We start from the raw sequence: 16,556 nt of genomic DNA on the forward strand, positions 1-16,556 counted from the left end.
TTAGCGAATTAACCTAGCGCAGCCTGTCTACAGACCTTACCAAATCCTCGTCGCGCTTAATAAAGCGGTTGGCCAGGGCATTGAGCAGCAGTGCCAGCATCGGCATGTAAAATCCGGCTTCGTAGGCGCCATTGCCATTGGCCGTTACCATATCAGTGCCCACATAGGCAGCATAGTAAAAAGAGGTGCCCAGCAAGGCCGCAATCACCAGCGTGTTCATCAGGCCCAGTTTCATCTGGTTCAGGCGCTTTTTGTACTGGAAGATTTCGTATAGCGCGATGACGGCCGCTGCAATAGCCAGCATCCCGATAGCCAGCGTATTTCTGAGCGGCGGCACGTTACCTGCCGTTGCAATCTCGCCCTGCTCATTCAGGAAGTGCGATTTCAGGTTCCAGGCGGTCAGCACCACGGTTTCGCCGGTGGTGGCATCGGTTTTGGACCAGAGCGGCAGAAACAACATGGCTACCATCGCCAGGGCCAGCAGCAGCAGAAATACGGATTGAATTCTTTGTATCATATAAAGGTTGATTTAACTTGCAAGGAAGTGCAAAAGTAGACAAAGACCTGTAAACAAAAAACAGATGTACACAGCTTATGTAGTGGATATCCTCCGCACGCCGGTTGGCAAATTCGGTGGCAGCCTCAGCACGGTGCGCCCCGATGATATGGCGGCGCTGGTACTTAAAGAGATTGTAGCCCGAAACCCGAAGCTGGACCCGGCGCTGGTAGAGGATGTGGTGCTGGGCGCAGCCAACCAGGCCGGGGAAGATAACCGCAATGTGGCGCGTATGGCGGTGCTGCTGGCAGGGCTTCCGCAGGCGGTTGGCGGCATAACCGTAAACCGCCTGTGTGCTTCGGGGTTGCAGGCCATCATCGATGCTTCCCGTGCTATTACGTGCGGCGACGGCGAAGTATACCTGGCCGGCGGCGTAGAAAGTATGACGCGTGCGCCTTTTGTGATGGGCAAGTCGGAAACTGCTTTTGGCCGCACCGCCGAAATCTACGATACCACCATTGGCTGGCGCTTCATCAACGAAAAATTATCTAAACTGCATTACCCGTTTGCGATGGGCGAAACCGCAGAAAACGTAGCGGAGCGTTACCATATTTCACGTGAAACGCAGGATGAGTTTGCCCACCGTTCGCAGCTAAAGTATAAAGCTGCCGCTGAAGCCGGTAAGTTTAAGGATGAAATCATACCTGTATCTGTTCCGCAGCGCAAAGGCGACGACTTTATATTTGATACAGATGAGCATCCGCGCTTGTCTTCCGTTGAGAAACTGGCTTCGCTGGCTCCGGCCTTTAAGCAGGGCGGTTCGGTAACGGCAGGCAACTCTTCCGGCATCAACGACGGTGCGGCGGCTTCTATCATTGTAAGTGAGGAGGTGCTGAAACGCTATAATCTTACGCCAATGGCGCGCGTGGTAGCGGCAGCTGTAGCCGGCGTAGATCCGGCACACATGGGGATGGGCCCGGTGCCTGCCACGCAGAAAGCCCTGAAAAGAGCAGGCCTAAGTATAAACGATCTGGATTTGATCGAACTGAATGAAGCTTTCGCCTCTCAGGCTGTTGCCTGTATGCGGGAGTTAAACCTCGACCCGGCGAAAGTAAACGTAAATGGCGGCTCCATTGCCATCGGGCACCCACTCGGGGCCAGCGGCACCCGCATCTCGGCTACCCTGCTGCACGAAATGAAGCGTCGTGGCAACGTGAAGTATGGCCTGGCCACCATGTGCGTAGGCGTAGGCCAGGGCGTGGCGGTGATTTATGAGCAAGTATAAAGCGTAGCGGCAGCGATCTCACAGGTGCAGGCTCATGCTGAAAGAAAGATGCATTGTCATCAAAAATAAGAAATCCATCTGCGCAGTATCTGAGTATATAGGAAAGAACAGCACGGATATTAAGGAACCATCAGGAGGTTAAAAGGCTTCTGGGATTGGCTGGAGGTTTGCAAAAGCCTTTTAATTATATAAACTGAAGCGCGTGGAGGATAAGAAAACAGATAATACGTTTATTGGGATCGACATAATACCTGATAATGAAGAATTAAGAGTACAGAGATTAAGAGAATACGATATACTGGATACCCCGCGTGAGGGAGCCTTTAACCATATTGCAGCCATGGCCACGCATATGTTTCAGGTACCCATTGCGCTGATATCACTGGTTGATGTGGATCGGGTGTGGTTTAAGGCGAACATCGGTATGGAAGGAGTCGAAAGTGTGCCTCGCGGAGAAAGTTTATGTTCGCTGGCCGTCCTAAGCAATGACATGACCATTTTTGAAGATGCGACGAATGAACCCTGTCTGCTGGCCAATCCGCTTGTGTCAGGTAACTTTGGACTGCGGTTTTATGCCGGCGCGCCGCTTGTAACCTCCGACGGGCTGAATATTGGTACTATCTGTGTGGTAGATAAAACGCCGCGGGAGTTTGCAGAAAGCGATCAGAAAATGCTGGCTAACCTGGCATCTATAGTGATGGATGAAATCGAACTAAGATACCTGAAGCGCAAAACCAGCCAGGAAGGTTCGGCAGCATAGGCAGGTTTATTTATAAAAGCTTTAGAGCCCGCAGCCACACTGTGCTTGCGGGTTTTATTTTTACCTTTGCCCCATGCGTTATTTTCTGGAAATAGCCTACGACGGCACCAACTATCACGGGTGGCAGGCGCAGCCTAATGCCCTGGCCGTGCAGGCGGTGCTGGACGATTGCCTGAGCAAAGTACTGCGGCAGCCAATCAGCACCACAGGTAGCGGCCGCACCGATACCGGCGTTCACGCCAGCCAGCAGTTCGTGCATTTCGATGCGGTGCAGGCCCTGGAAGTGCAGCAGGTTGTTTTCCGCCTCAACCGCATTCTGCCTGATGATATCGCTGCCTTAAATTTATACCAGGTTTCAGAAGAAGCCCACGCGCGCTTCGATGCCATTGCCCGCACCTACCATTACCACATCACCCTCACCCGGAACCCGTTTAAACGCTATTATGCCTGGTATCACAGTCGTGCGCTGGATGTGCAGAAAATGAATGAGGCCGCGGCCATACTTTTAAAGTATGAGGATTTCACCACGTTCAGCAAAGTAAAAGGCGACACCAACCATTACCGCTGCACCATGTATGAAGCCGGGTGGCGGCAGGAGGGAGAGGAGCTGATTTTTACCATACGGGCCAACCGTTTTTTGCGGGGCATGGTGCGCCTGGTGGTGGGCACGCTGGCAGATGTGGGCAAAGGCAAGCTGACGGTAAAGGCTTTTGAACAGATTATAGCCGGCCAGGATCGCAGCAAAGCCAGCGGCGCAGCGCCTGCGGAGGGCTTGTTCCTGGCGAAAGTGGAGTATCCTGACCAGGATGCTTAGGATTTCAGAATAGGCAGGAAGTATAAAGTATAGGTTTTGAAAACGCCGTGTAGCAGGTAAGACGCTCACAGGTCCGGCAGACACTGTGAAGCCTGTGCAGAAATCCTGTCCATCACACAAATCCTGAAAATCCTAGTCCAAAAACTATTAACTTTACAAATGGTTAACAGAGTATAATGCGTTGGCAGCAGGGAAGCTATACATGCTTAACCGTTACAAACCCCGATACAAATAAACTTGGAAAATAAACCTAAAAACATAGGTCAGGTATTTGATTCTGATGTGCTGAAACGGCTGTTTACGTTTGTGAAGCCGTACATCAAAACATTTTATTTTATCATTTTCCTGACCCTTGCCTCAGCCATTCTCGCTGCTTTACGCCCTTTTCTGATTCAGTACACCGTAGATCATGAAATCCTGAACAACGACTGGGACGGCCTGACCCGCATGTTCGTGATTTTGAGTGTGCTGCTGGTAGTGCATGCCATTGTGCAGTACCTGCATACGTACTTTGCCGGCTGGCTGGGCCAGAATGTGGTGCGCGACATCCGCATCAAGCTTTACCGCCATATCCTGGATCTGCGCCTCAAGTTCTTCGACCGCACACCCATCGGCACGCTTGTAACCCGCAATGTGTCGGATGTGGAAACTTTATCGGATGTGTTCAGCGAGGGGCTCGCCGCCATGATTGGCGACATCCTGCAGCTGGTGTTTATACTTGGTTTCATGTTTTACATCGACTGGCGGCTGACGCTGGTGAGCATGTCTACGTTTCCGCTTATGATCATCAGCACCTATATTTTTAAAGAAAAGATAAAGGCAACGTTCCAGGAGGTGCGCACAGCGGTAGCGCGGCTCAACTCGTTTGTGCAGGAGCATATCACCGGCATGAGCATTGTGCAGATCTTCAACAACGAGCAGCGGGAGATGGACAAGTTCATGGAAATCAACAAAGAGCATACGCGTGCCAATGTGCGCTCGGTGCTCTACTATTCCGTGTACTTTCCGGTAGCAGAGATTATTGGTGCAGCTGGTTTAGGTTTGCTGGTATGGTATGGTGCCTATGGCGTTATTAACGACAGGACCTCGCTGGGTACCCTGATGGCATTTATACTTTATATCCAGATGTTCTTCCGGCCCATCCGCCAGATTGCCGACCGCTTTAACACGCTGCAGCTTGGCGTGGTGAGTACTGAACGCCTGATGCGCCTGCTGGACAGCACAGAACTGATAGCCGATAATGGCACTTTCGCCCCTGAAAAGCTGCACGGCAACGTATCGTTTCAGCATGTATGGTTTGCTTACAATGATGAAGAATGGGTGCTGCGCGACGTGTCTTTTGAAGTAAAAGCAGGCGAAACCGTGGCTTTTGTAGGTGCAACCGGTGCGGGCAAAACCTCTGTAATCAACCTGCTCAACCGCTTTTACGAAATCAACAAAGGGCATATTCTGGTAGATGGCCATGATCTGAAGGAGTATGACCTGAGCGTGCTGCGCCATCACATCGGCGTGGTGCTGCAGGATGTTTTCCTGTTCTCCGGAAGTATAGCCGACAACATCAGCCTGGGCAATAAAAGTATAAGCGAGGAGCAGATGTGGCAGGCAGCCGATTTGGTAGGCGCCCGCAAGTTTATCGAACGGTTGCCGGGCGGCCTGCACTACCAGGTAATGGAGCGTGGCGCTACGCTGTCGGTAGGCCAGCGGCAGCTGATTTCTTTTGTACGGGCGATGGTGTATAATCCCGAGATCATCATCCTGGATGAAGCCACCTCCAGCGTAGATTCCGAAACGGAAGAACTGATACAGTACGCCATCGATCAGCTGAGGCACGGACGTACCTCCATCGTGATTGCACACCGCCTATCTACTATCCAGAAAGCCGATAAAATAATTGTAATGGATCGGGGCGAGATAAAAGAATCGGGCAGCCACGAGCAGTTGCTGGAGCACAATGGCTATTACGCGCAGCTCTACCACATGCAGTACAAGAACATGATCGACTTATGAAAAAGCTCTTCTATGTGATGGCTGCTTTTGCCATTGTGATGCTGGTGATTTATACCTATATCGGCGGTTTTACCGCACCGGAAGTCCGCCTGGCCACCTCAGAAACCTTGTACGTAGCCGGGCAGCCATTTGAGGGATCTGTTAAAGATGAGGCGCTGGGCAACGCTTTTCAGAAGGCGGCAAAATTAGTGGAGAGCAAGGCACTGGAAGGTATGCTGGGCAGCATTTACTACAACAACCCCGACAGCAACACCGACAGCCTGAAGGCATTTATCGGTATAATCGTGCCCGACACAAGTATAAACCTGCCGGAAGGGTATGAACTGCGCACAGTGCCGGGTGGAAAAAGAGTAGTGCGTGCAGAAGCAAATGCGCACATGTCTATACTTCCTAAGAAATTGTATACTGCTGTTTTCGATTATGCACAGGAAGAAAACCTGAAGCTGGAGGAATTTTATGTGGAATGGTTTCCGGCCCAGGACAAAGGCGTGGTAGAAGTGCCGGTAAAGCGATAGCCAAAGCCTGTTTAAAAGACCTTGCTCTTCCTTCGCTGGTGCGAGCTTGCAGCTCGTACCTTGCACATACAGAAAAAAGGTACGAGCTACAAGCTCGCACCAGCATGGAAACAACCTTGGCTATAAATCCTAGGAAGCAGATTTCAGTTATTCAGAATTAACAAATTTACTCCGCCGCTTTTAGCTGGTCTAGCTTGGCTTTGAGGGCTTCTATGTCTGGTGTATGTCCCTGGGCAACTTCAGCGGCATCCAACTCCTGCAGCATGTCCTTCATCTGTGCGAGGTATGCAGATTTATCTTTCTTCAGACAGCCTTTCTGGTGATCGTGGCAGGTGCCGTCTTCGTTCATGGGTTTAAACATGCTGCCTTCGCCGTAAATAAGCCATTGCGAATTCAGGTCAGGGAAGTGCTTCAGGATGGCCACCAAATCATCCAGCATGTAGCACTGGCCGGATATAATGCAGGAAAGGGTTTTCTCATCCCTGCCGGTCATGGATTTCAGTTGCTCCATATCCAGTTCTTTGAGGTTGGTGTAAAACCTGAATCTTTTACCGATTTGCTGTAAGTCGATGGCCATACGCACAGAATTTTTAGAGTGTTTGTGAATGCTATACGTAGGTATAACACTTTCTGCCTCAAAAAATTCCGGCACGCCCGGAATACATGCGGGCATACTTATACGGTAAGTTAACAACATGCTGTTGCCGGGTAGCTATTCTAAGTCTTCAGTCTGCAACTGCCGTTCATACAGCACCTTGTACAGGCCGTCCTGCCCGATCAGTACATCATGGGTTCCGTGCTGCACAATCTCACCATCGTCAAGTACCAGAATCCTGTCCGCCAGCTTTACCGATGATACGCGGTGCGAGATAATGATGGATGTGCGGTTTTCCATAATGCGGCGCAGGCTGTTGAGAATGGCATCCTCGGTTTTAGTATCTACCGCCGAGAGCGAATCATCCAGTATAAGGATGCTTGGCTCCCGCACCAGCGCGCGCGCAATGGATACGCGCTGCTTCTGCCCGCCGGATAGCGTAATGCCACGCTCGCCCAGTTTGGTTTCGAATTGCTCCGGAAAGCGCATAATGTTTTCGTATACGTCTGCATCTTTGGCTGCCTGTTCCATTTGTGCTTCGGTTATACTTGGCAGGCCAAAGCCGATGTTGTTGCGGATAGAGTCGGAGAAAAGGAACACGTCCTGCGGCACATAACCAATCTGGCTGCGCAGGTTCCGGATATCATAATCGCGCACATCTATGCCGTCAATCAGAATACGGCCGCCGGTTACATCATACATGCGCGGCAGCAGTGTGGCAATAGTGCTTTTGCCTGAGCCGGTATTACCGATTACGGCCAGCGTTTCGCCGTGCCTGATGCTGAAAGATACATTGCGGAGGGCGTGGATGTTGGTGTCAGGGTATACAAAATCAACGTTCTCAAACACGATGTCGCCTTCAATCGGTTTGCTGATGTTCTGGCGGGAGATAATCTCGGTTTTGGTGTGCAGAAATTCGTTGATGCGCTCCTGCGAAGCTGCTGCCCGCTGTACCAGGCTGGCTGTCCAGCCCAGCGAGGTAACGGGCCAGGTCAGCATGTTCACGTAAATGATAAATTCGGCGATATTACCCGTGGTGATGCTGCCGTTGATAACTTCCTGGCCGCCAATGTAAATAGTGATAATCGTGCTCAGGCCCACCATAAACAGTACCAGCGGAAAAAACAGCGAATTTACAAAGTTCAGTTCCAGCGATTTGTCCCGGTAGGTATTGCTGGCTGTGGTAAAGTTGTTGTGCGAATCGTCTTCGCGCACAAACGATTTAAGCACCCTTATTCCTGAAAAAGCTTCCTGCACAAACGTGGTAATACCCGACAGGCTGCGCTGTATTTCATCTGATTTGCGTTGGATGATGTTGTTGACATAGTAAATGCTGACCGCGAGTATAGGCAGCGGAATCAGGGTATACATGGTGAGCTTCACGTTTACGGCCAGCATATAGGGGATCACCATCAGGAAAAGCACCACCAGGTTGATGCCATACATAATAGCCGGACCCACATACATGCGCACACGGCTCACGTCTTCAGAAATGCGCGCCATCAGGTCGCCGGTGTTGTTTTTGCGGTAAAAGCTGAGCGGTAAGGTTTGATAGTGGGCGTAAATTTCGTTTTTAAGATCGTTTTCGATCAGGCGGCTCATCACGATAATTGTCTGGCGTACAAAAAACAGGAACACGCCGCGCAGCAGGGCCATCAGCAGAATTACAACGCCGTACACCAGGATGCTCTTCGAGAAGAGGTCATACACCAGCTCCTGCTGACGGAGGCCCTCATACAGGTTATGCAGACCGATACCCTCCTTTATCAGGTTAAAGGCATGGCGCACGATCTGGGCCGGCAGTATCTGAAAAATATTGGAAATAATGGTAAACACAATGCCCCACAGGAGCCTGTACTTATACTTGAGCAGGTATTTGTTAAGGTAGCGTAGTGATTTCACAGGGTAATATAAAGGCCTCGGGGACTTTTACGTGAAGTTACAAAGTACAAATTGAATTAATCAAAAAAAGAATTAATTTTGCAGCTCGAAACGGAAAGTGAGCTATTGCTCACCTTGCATAAATACAATATAACACCTAATCTAATAGCATAAATGGTCGAATTTAAAGAAGTAGAAGTGAAGAAAGACAAGTCAGTCTTTGATCAGATATCAGAACACGATCACGAGAAGATTGTTTTCTGCCACGACAAAGAAACTGGTCTGAAGGCTATCATTGGCATTCACAACACAGTGCTTGGCCCGGCCCTGGGTGGCACGCGCATGTGGTCTTATGCCTCTGAAGCAGAGGCGCTGGACGATGTGCTGCGTTTATCCAGGGGCATGACTTACAAAGCGGCCATTTCCGGACTGAACCTGGGCGGCGGCAAAGCCGTTATCATCGGCGACGCCAAAAAAGATAAAAGCGAGGCCCTGCTGCGCCGCTACGGGCGCTTCATCAAAAACCTGAACGGGGCATACATTACGGCTGAAGATGTAGGCACCACAACCAAAGACATGGAGTTCATCCACATGGAAACCGAGCATGTAGCGGGCCTTCCGGAGTCGATGGGCGGCAGCGGCGATCCGTCGCCTGTAACGGCTTACGGTACCTATATGGGAATGAAAGCCGCAGCTAAAAAAGCCTTCGGTACGGATTCGCTGGCCGGCCGGAAAATTTCGGTGCAGGGTGTGGGCCACGTGGGGGGCTACCTGGTAGAGCTGCTGGCCAAAGAAAACGCGCAAATCTATATCACCGATATTTACGAAGACCGCCTGAAGGAAGTATCGTCCAAGTATAGCGCTACTAAAGTAGTGGGCATGGACGATATCTACGACCTGGATGTGGATATTTACGCACCGTGCGCGCTGGGCGGTACCATCAACGACGAAACCCTGAGCCGCCTGAAATGCAGGGTAATTGCAGGCAGCGCCAACAACCAGTTGCGCAACGAGGAGGTGCACGGCCCGGCACTGATCGATCTGGGGATTTACTACGCTCCCGATTTCCTGATAAATGCAGGTGGTTTGATTAACGTATACTCGGAGCTGAACGGGTACAACCGCGAGAGCGCTTATGCCCAGACAGAGCGCATTTACGGCTACACACTGGATATTTTTAACCTGGCCGAAAAGGAAGGAATTTATACCCAGTTAGCCGCTACCAAACTAGCCGAAAAACGTATTGCAAGCATAGCCAGGATACACGCTACGTACTAAGCAAATTATACTTGATGCATGATAAGCAAAAGTGCTGCACCAACTGCAGCACTTTTGCTTTGTTCAGCCATACCGGAACTATAAACAACCTGTTTTGCATTCTGTTTTATAGTATAAACAGCCGGGCGGCAGAAGACAGGGACTTGAAATAAGACATCAGAAGTATAGAAAGGACTGTCATTAAGCAGCTTATACGTGTGCCGGCTGCCGCTTATACTTGTTGTGTTTAGCGCAGGTTGCTTGCATCAGGGATGCAGGTAAAGTATCTGTCGCTGTATTTTCTCTTTGTTACGCTGAGAAAGCGTGGAGTAAGAAAGTATAAGTTGTAACTTTGTGGCCTGAAATCTGCTTCCGCCGCCGGTGTTACCTGTTGCCGGAAAGAAGGCAGGGCACTGCAGCTTTCAGGAATCGAAAGATAACGGAAAGTATAAATTGATTGTGTCTTTATACTTATGTGATAACATCGCAAAGTATAAAGTATAGTATAAAATGCCGGTGCCGCAGGCGCTTTTTAAAATTACCAGATAACAATACGCTCTTTAACATAAGAATATGCTCAACCGCAGAACACTACGAATCAAGGCCATGCAAGCCATTTATGCCTACATGCAGGCCGAAAGTTCTGATTATCTGCTGGCGTTAGACCAGATTAGCGACCATTTCGCACCCGATCTCAACTCGATGGAGGTGCAGGACAAAAGACTGCTGGAAGGCCGTAAACAAATCGCCACCATCCTGTTTAAGGAATGGTACGAAACCCGCCAGTTTGAAACAGAGGAAAACGACAAGGAAATAATTGACGCGGTAAACAGGGCCATTGTTTATTACCAGAACCTCCTTAAAAAAGATTACCTTACTTACGGCAACCAGATGCTGGGCGCCGTAGAGCGCATCTATGACCATTACTTGGGTACCCTGCAGATACTGGAAGTGCTGACCGGCCTGATAGCGGAGGAGGAAGAAAAGAAAGAAAAGCGTTTTACCGTAGCCACAGGCCCTGACGTAAAACGTTTCCTGCGCAACCGTGTGGTGCAGCACCTGCTCCAGAATAAATCGTACCAGCAGCACATTATCCGGCGCAACATCAGTTGGGGATCAGATATCAGCGAAATACGGGCCGTTTACAGGAACATCCTCAAGCAGGACGACGCTTTCCTGAATTACCTGGCGCTGCCCGCGCCCACACTGGAGGACGACTTTGAGATAGTGAAACATATTTTCAAAAACATTATCTTTAAAGAAAAAAACTTACAATCTTTGTTTGAAGAGCAGGATCTGAACTGGGTAGAGAACAAAGCCATTGTGAAGAGCCTGGTAAACAAAACCATCAAAATTTTTGGTGAGGAGGTGGCTGAAGACCAGCAACTGTTGGATCTCTCGGCAAACTGGGAAGACGATAAAGCCTTTTTTGAGGAGCTTTACCACCAGACCATCAAAGACGATGAGAAGTATGAGGCCCTGGTAGCCGCCAGCGTACAGAACTGGGACGTGGAACGCGTGGCCATGCTCGACAAGATTATACTTAAAATGGCGCTTTGCGAAATGCATATCTTTCGCAGCATACCTGTAAAGGTTACCATCAACGAGTATATCGAAATCTCCAAGCTGTACAGCACGCCTAAAAGCAAGCAGTTTGTGAACGGCGTGCTCGACAAGATGGCACAGGAGCTCACCACCAAAGGCGACATCCGCAAATCAGGCCGCGGCCTGATTGACAACAAGTAAGGCCCGGGGAAAATTGGCTGGCCCGGAAAATTACTGTAAAAAGAAAATTTATATCCGACATATCCGTAACCTATGAGCAATAAGACAAGCAACGTACTGTTCTTTTTATCTGGCGCAGCCGCAGGTGCTGTTGCCGGCATCCTGTTTGCCCCCGAAAAAGGAAGAGAAACGCGCAACTGGCTAAGCTACCGCCTGGAGAAGTACCGCGATACCCTTTCTGACCTGACGGAGCAACTGATGGATGGCCGCGACAGTTCGCTGTCTTCGGCTAAAACAGAAGGGCAGCGCGTGATACAGGATGCGAAAGACAAGGCGGAAAAATTATTAGGCGACGTTGACTCTCTGATAAAAGAAATCAACAGCCGGAAAGAGATATAAAGCATGAAACAAGTTACCCTTATTCCCGGAGACGGGATAGGCCCGGAAATAACAGAAGCAGTAAAAGCAATTTTTAGTGCCGCCGGCGTACCTGTGGTTTGGGAAGTAGAAAACGCTGGACAAACTACATTCGATACCATGGGCGAGTTGATACCGGCTACGCTGCTGGCCTCGCTCGAAAAGAATAAAGTTGCCCTCAAAGGCCCTATCACTACGCCGGTGGGTAAAGGGTTTAAAAGTATAAATGTGCAGTTGCGGCAGATGTATGATCTGTACGCCAACATAAGACCTGCTAAAACGATCAAGGGTGTTTCCACGCGCTTCGACAATGTAAACCTGGTGCTCTTCCGCGAAAATACGGAAGGCCTTTACGCCGGCCTTGAAATGTGGGACGAACACCACCAGATTTCAGACTCTGTGGCACGCCTGACGCGCGTTGGCTGCGAAAACATCCTGCGTGCGGCCTTTGCGTATGCCGACAGGCACCAGTGCAAAAAAGTAACAGCCGTACACAAAGCCAATATCCTGAAAAGCGCCGGCGCCCTGTTCCTGCGTATAGCCGGCGAAATTGCCAGTGAGTACCCGCACATCACGTACGAAGACAAGATCATCGACAACATGTGCATGCAACTGGTTACAAAGCCGGAGCAGTTTGACGTGGTGGTAACCACTAACCTGTTTGGCGATATCCTGTCTGATTTGTGTGCAGGTCTGGTGGGCGGACTTGGCGTGGTGGCCGGCGCCAACATCGGCGACGAAATGGCCATTTTTGAAGCCGTACACGGCTCAGCCCCGGACATTGCCGGCAAAGGCATCGCTAATCCAACGGCCTTGCTGCAGTCTGCTATTATGATGCTGCACCACATCGGGCTGAAAGAAGACGCAAACCGCATCGAAGCAGCCCTGCACGCCACACTGGCAAATAAAGAAGAATGCACAGGCGACCTGGGCGGACATGCCGGCACTATGGCATTTGCACAGCACATTATCTCAAAACTATAATGTTGAACAGTAAAAGAGTTTTAAACATGAAAAAGAATTTTATCCTAGCTGCCGGTTTTGCCATGGCGCTATTTATTACAAGCTGCGACAGCAACAATAGTCAAACTGATACCACAACTGCTGATGCTACCGCTGCTACAGAAGCAGCGCCTGCCGTTGATAACCCGAATGTAGTGTCGGCGAGCGAAGCAATGTCGTCTGAGAACGCACCCGTTATCACCTTCGAGAATCCGGAGTATGATTTTGGAACAATAAAGCAGGGCGAAGTGATAGAGCACGTTTTCACGTTTACCAATACAGGCAAGTCGCCGCTGATTATAGAGAATGCTTCTGCGTCTTGCGGCTGCACTGTGCCGGAACCGCCAACAGAGCCTATTGCTCCCGGCGAAACAGGCAGCATTAACGTTAAATTTAACAGCGCCGGTAAAATGGGGCAGCAATATCCTACAGTTACCGTGCGTGCCAATACGCAGCCTAACCTTACCAAAATATCGATGAAAGGTGTGGTAGAGTCAAGCGGTGTGCCAAATGCCGGCCCAGAAGGCCCTGTAAGACAAAATTAAGACTGAAAGCTTTTAGGGTATACATACATAACCATGCAAACTATTTTTCTCCAGGCTGCCTCAGGCGGCGGCGTTCTGCCACAGGTACTCATGTTTGGTGCCATCATCCTTGTATTTTATTTCTTTATGATCAGGCCGCAACAGAAAAAAGCGCGTGACCAGAAGAAGTTCCGCGAGGAGTTAGTGAAAGGGATGAATGTGGTAACTATCGGCGGGTTGCACGGCAAACTGCTGGCCATAGAAGATGACACAATAGTAGTAGAGGTGGACAAAGGCGTTCGCCTGACGTTCGATAAATCTTCTATATCTATGGAAGCCACAGTTAAGGTGAATTAAGATCTGCGACTTTGCCGTTTGAGAAAGCAAAAAATATAGTCTTATGGTTATTGAGGCCATTCAGGCCCCGAACAAAGCAGTACTGGCGTGTAGTACTGCTTTGCTTTGTGGCGGCGTCTACCTTTTGGCTGCTCAATGCGCTCAACAAAAGCTATTCCACGCAAACTACGTACCCTATCCGGTTTATCTACAACAACAAAAAACTGGTTCCGGTACAGCCGCTGCCCGAGGAAGTAACAATAAACGTAACCGGTAAAGGCTGGAAACTGCTGCGCAAATCGCTCCGTTTTGAGGTGCAGCCCGCTGAGATATACATCCGCAACCTGCCAAGCAACAATTACCTGCTCGGCTCGGCCCTGCGCCCCGCGCTGGTAAATGCCTTGAATGGCCTGCAGCTTAACTTCGTGACAACAGATACGGTGCGCTTTAATTTTGATGAGCGGATAAAACGTACTGTTGCCTTAAAGCTGGACCCGCAGCAGAAAATTGTGGCGGACCGCCATGCGCAGGTGGGGCCCGTTACCATCACACCGGATTCTATTACGTTTGTAGGGCCATCTTCTGTGGTAGACAGCCTGCCATCTCCGTTTCTGCTGCGGCTTCCCAACCAGGAACTCACAGAATCATCCCAGGTAAGTGTGCCCATTAACTATGGCGACCGGCCCCTTGTGACAGCTAACATTTCGCAGGCAATGGTAAGCGTAAATGTTAAAAACCTGTTGCAGGAAGAGCGCCAACTGGTGCCGGAACTGATTAATGTGCCTGCCGGCAAAAAAGTGAGCCTGCAGCCGCCATTCCTGCTGGTGCGCTACCAGTTGCTCGAAGACTCTGCTGCCCTGTTAAACCGTGATGCCTTTAAGGCTGTGCTGGACTATAGCAAGTATAACCCCAAGGATTCTACACTGGCACCGGAACTGGTGCAGAAGCCGCCGGGAGTGCGACACATAACACTGCTGCCGGAGCAGGTAAAGGCAACCTTACAATAAGTCTGCCATGCTGAAGATAGGTATAACGGGTGGTATAGGCGTAGGTAAAACAGTCGTCTGCCGCATGTTTGCCCTTTTAGGTGTGCCGGTATACGATGCTGATGCGCGGGCTAAATGGGTGATGCAACATGATGCAGCCTTGCAGCAGGAGTTACGGGCTGCATACGGGCCAGGTGCCTTTACCCAAGCCGGCGAACTGGATCGGGTATACCTGACCGGCATTGTTTTTAATGATCCGGAGCGGCTAGCACAGCTAAATGCCCTGGTGCATCCGCACGTGGGCCGCGATTTTACAGAGTGGGCCGCTCTGCACGCCGGCAGGCCATACGTGCTGAAGGAAGCCGCGCTGATGTATGAATCGGAATCCTGGAGGCAGATGGACCAGATTATAGCTGTATCCGCACCGCTGGCACTGCGTATCAGGCGCCTGTTGCAACGCGATGCGCACCGCACCGAAAAGGATATCAGGTCCATCATGGCCAGGCAACTGGAGGAAGAAGAGAAGATAGCCAGATCCCAGCACGTTATCTACAATGATGATCACCAACTGCTCATCCCACAGGTGCTAAAGCTGCATGAGGAGTTTATCCTACAAAGCCAGGTGAAGCGATAGTTGTTTTTACCAGTCCGCGCTGAGCCTGATTCTTCCTGCCTTTAAGGTATAACAGCCGCTTTCTGAGAGCGTGCGCATAAGCGCATCGCGTGCTGTCCTGAGAAATTCCGCAAGTATGAAAATGACCATCATCGCCATTCTGGCATTTTTCTCCCCGTTAATATCTTCCGGACAGGTTGATCTGCAGCAACCTTTTAAAGACTGCCATGTGGAGGGGAGCATTTCTATCTATGATTACAAAAACCGGACATGGCTATTCAGCGACACCGCAGATGCTGAAAAGGAAATGTTGCCGGCCTCTACTTTCAAAATAATCAATTCCTGCATTGCCCTGGAGCTGGATAAGGTGAAAGACGAGCACGAAGTTTTTAGATGGGATGGCGTTGAAAGAACCTTTTTTGGCGCGGAAATGAATGCCTGGAACAAAGATACCGATCTCAAAAATGCCTATAAAAATTCAACTATCTGGTACTATGTAGAACTGGCCCGAAGAATTGGAAGAAAAGACTATAAACGCTATCTGACAGCATGCAACTATGGCAACGGAGATCTTTCCGAAACAGGAGATGACTTCTGGAACTATGGCGCATTTGCTGTTTCACCCGTCGACCAGGTTGCGTTTTTAAAGGCATTTTACGAAGAAAAGCTTCCCTTCTCAAGCCGGACTTACAGGATTGTGAAGAAGATGATGGTTTCGGAAACAACAGATAACTACATTCTAAGAGACAAAACCGGCTGGACGAAAAAAGACGGGCAAGATATAGCCTGGTGGGTGGGATATGTGGAAAGGAAAGATAATGTCTACTTTTTCGCAACAAGGCTGACAAAAAAAGTAACAACAGACAATCCTGATTTTTCGGGTTGCAGAAAGAAGATAACGAAAGCAATTCTGAAGAAAATAAAGGCGATAGAGTAAGCAGCGGCGCAATAAGGCTACAAAGCGATAAAAGGCATCAGCGCAAGTATGGCAACGGGTTGTTTATACTATTGGCGGGCTGGTGGCGTTTGCTAAGTATGGCAGGTACTATAGGTATAAAGTGCGGAGAAAACAACGATGCTTCAGGAATAGACATAAAAAAAGGACAACTTTGCAGTTGTCCTTTCGTGGGGCGTACTGGGTTCGAACCAGTGACCCCCTGCTTGTAAGGCAGGTGCTCTGAACCAGCTGAGCTAACACCCCGGTTTTTAATCTCAGAGGCCTTATGACCCCGTTTGATGATGCAAATATGGGGCATATTTTTTTAACCGCAAAACATTTCAAAAATATTTGACAAATTTTTTTTCTGCCTGCTGCCTGCTTGTACACCTGTTATTATGGCTGT

General features: G+C 49.8%; 17 protein-coding genes and 1 tRNA gene. 14 read left to right on the top strand and 4 right to left on the bottom strand.

Going from position 1 to position 16,556, the window contains the following annotated elements:
* Positions 1–13: 13 nt before the first annotated feature.
* Positions 14–517 (bottom strand): DUF4293 domain-containing protein, encoded by a 504-nt coding sequence (locus I2I11_RS07710; RefSeq protein WP_196267099.1) that lies wholly within the window; start codon positions 515–517, stop codon positions 14–16.
* 64 nt (positions 518–581) lie between these two features.
* Between I2I11_RS07710 and I2I11_RS07715 the strand changes: the two genes are divergently transcribed.
* The 5 genes from I2I11_RS07715 to I2I11_RS07735 all read left to right on the top strand — a co-directional run bounded on the left by I2I11_RS07715 (position 582) and on the right by I2I11_RS07735 (position 5,877).
* Complete coding sequence (locus tag I2I11_RS07715) at positions 582–1,781, top strand: acetyl-CoA C-acyltransferase (RefSeq protein WP_196267100.1); 1,200 nt, start codon at positions 582–584, stop codon at positions 1,779–1,781.
* Positions 1,782–1,983: 202 nt separating this feature from the next.
* A complete protein-coding gene (locus I2I11_RS07720; protein WP_196267101.1) occupies positions 1,984–2,541 on the top strand; it encodes a GAF domain-containing protein in 558 nt (185 codons plus the stop codon).
* A 73-nt stretch (positions 2,542–2,614) separates the two neighbouring features.
* Positions 2,615–3,355 (top strand): tRNA pseudouridine(38-40) synthase TruA, encoded by a 741-nt coding sequence (truA, locus tag I2I11_RS07725; protein ID WP_196267102.1) that lies wholly within the window; start codon positions 2,615–2,617, stop codon positions 3,353–3,355.
* A gap of 237 nt (positions 3,356–3,592) precedes the next feature.
* Positions 3,593–5,362 carry an ABC transporter ATP-binding protein gene (locus tag I2I11_RS07730; RefSeq protein WP_196267103.1) on the top strand — a complete coding sequence of 590 codons (1,770 nt, stop codon included), beginning with the start codon at positions 3,593–3,595 and terminating at the stop codon, positions 5,360–5,362.
* On the top strand, positions 5,359–5,877 hold the full coding sequence (locus I2I11_RS07735) for a GyrI-like domain-containing protein (RefSeq protein ID WP_196267104.1): 519 nt from the start codon (positions 5,359–5,361) through the stop codon (positions 5,875–5,877). The genes I2I11_RS07730 and I2I11_RS07735 overlap by 4 nt, the downstream gene beginning before the upstream one ends.
* A gap of 166 nt (positions 5,878–6,043) precedes the next feature.
* Here I2I11_RS07735 and I2I11_RS07740 read toward each other — a convergent pair whose 3' ends face one another.
* Together I2I11_RS07740 and I2I11_RS07745 are read right to left on the bottom strand one after the other, a co-directional pair.
* On the bottom strand, positions 6,044–6,550 hold the full coding sequence (locus I2I11_RS07740) for a hypothetical protein (protein ID WP_230679963.1): 507 nt from the start codon (positions 6,548–6,550) through the stop codon (positions 6,044–6,046).
* Between the two features lie 39 nt (positions 6,551–6,589).
* Positions 6,590–8,374, bottom strand: coding sequence for an ABC transporter ATP-binding protein (locus tag I2I11_RS07745; protein ID WP_196267105.1), 1,785 nt, complete (start codon positions 8,372–8,374; stop codon positions 6,590–6,592).
* A gap of 153 nt (positions 8,375–8,527) precedes the next feature.
* Here I2I11_RS07745 and I2I11_RS07750 point away from each other — a divergent pair, with 153 nt between their 5' ends.
* From I2I11_RS07750 to I2I11_RS07790, 9 genes are all read left to right on the top strand, one after another.
* The gene (locus I2I11_RS07750; protein ID WP_196267106.1) at positions 8,528–9,631 is read left to right on the top strand and encodes a Glu/Leu/Phe/Val family dehydrogenase; all 1,104 of its coding nucleotides are present in this window, start codon (positions 8,528–8,530) and stop codon (positions 9,629–9,631) included.
* Positions 9,632–10,183: 552 nt separating this feature from the next.
* A complete protein-coding gene (nusB, locus tag I2I11_RS07755) occupies positions 10,184–11,356 on the top strand; it encodes a transcription antitermination factor NusB (protein WP_196267107.1) in 1,173 nt (390 codons plus the stop codon).
* A gap of 72 nt (positions 11,357–11,428) precedes the next feature.
* Complete coding sequence (locus I2I11_RS07760) at positions 11,429–11,734, top strand: YtxH domain-containing protein (protein ID WP_196267108.1); 306 nt, start codon at positions 11,429–11,431, stop codon at positions 11,732–11,734.
* 3 nt (positions 11,735–11,737) lie between these two features.
* Positions 11,738–12,736, top strand: a complete 999-nt coding sequence (locus tag I2I11_RS07765; protein ID WP_196267109.1) for an isocitrate/isopropylmalate dehydrogenase family protein — start codon at positions 11,738–11,740, stop codon at positions 12,734–12,736.
* 26 nt (positions 12,737–12,762) lie between these two features.
* Positions 12,763–13,299, top strand: a complete 537-nt coding sequence (locus tag I2I11_RS07770; RefSeq protein ID WP_196267110.1) for a DUF1573 domain-containing protein — start codon at positions 12,763–12,765, stop codon at positions 13,297–13,299.
* A 33-nt stretch (positions 13,300–13,332) separates the two neighbouring features.
* Positions 13,333–13,635: a preprotein translocase subunit YajC gene (gene yajC / locus I2I11_RS07775; RefSeq protein WP_196267111.1), complete on the top strand. Its 303-nt coding sequence runs from the start codon at positions 13,333–13,335 to the stop codon at positions 13,633–13,635.
* Between the two features lie 50 nt (positions 13,636–13,685).
* A complete protein-coding gene (locus I2I11_RS07780; protein WP_230679964.1) occupies positions 13,686–14,621 on the top strand; it encodes a YbbR-like domain-containing protein in 936 nt (311 codons plus the stop codon).
* A gap of 7 nt (positions 14,622–14,628) precedes the next feature.
* Positions 14,629–15,234, top strand: a complete 606-nt coding sequence (gene coaE, locus I2I11_RS07785; protein ID WP_196267113.1) for a dephospho-CoA kinase — start codon at positions 14,629–14,631, stop codon at positions 15,232–15,234.
* A gap of 121 nt (positions 15,235–15,355) precedes the next feature.
* Positions 15,356–16,150, top strand: a complete 795-nt coding sequence (locus I2I11_RS07790) for a penicillin-binding transpeptidase domain-containing protein (protein ID WP_370582945.1) — start codon at positions 15,356–15,358, stop codon at positions 16,148–16,150.
* A gap of 189 nt (positions 16,151–16,339) precedes the next feature.
* Here I2I11_RS07790 and I2I11_RS07795 read toward each other — a convergent pair.
* Positions 16,340–16,414 (bottom strand) — tRNA-Val (locus I2I11_RS07795).
* Between the last annotated feature and the right edge of the window lie 142 nt (positions 16,415–16,556).

This window comes from Pontibacter rufus (assembly GCF_015694705.1).
Taxonomy (GTDB): Bacteria; Bacteroidota; Bacteroidia; order Cytophagales; family Hymenobacteraceae; genus Pontibacter; species Pontibacter rufus.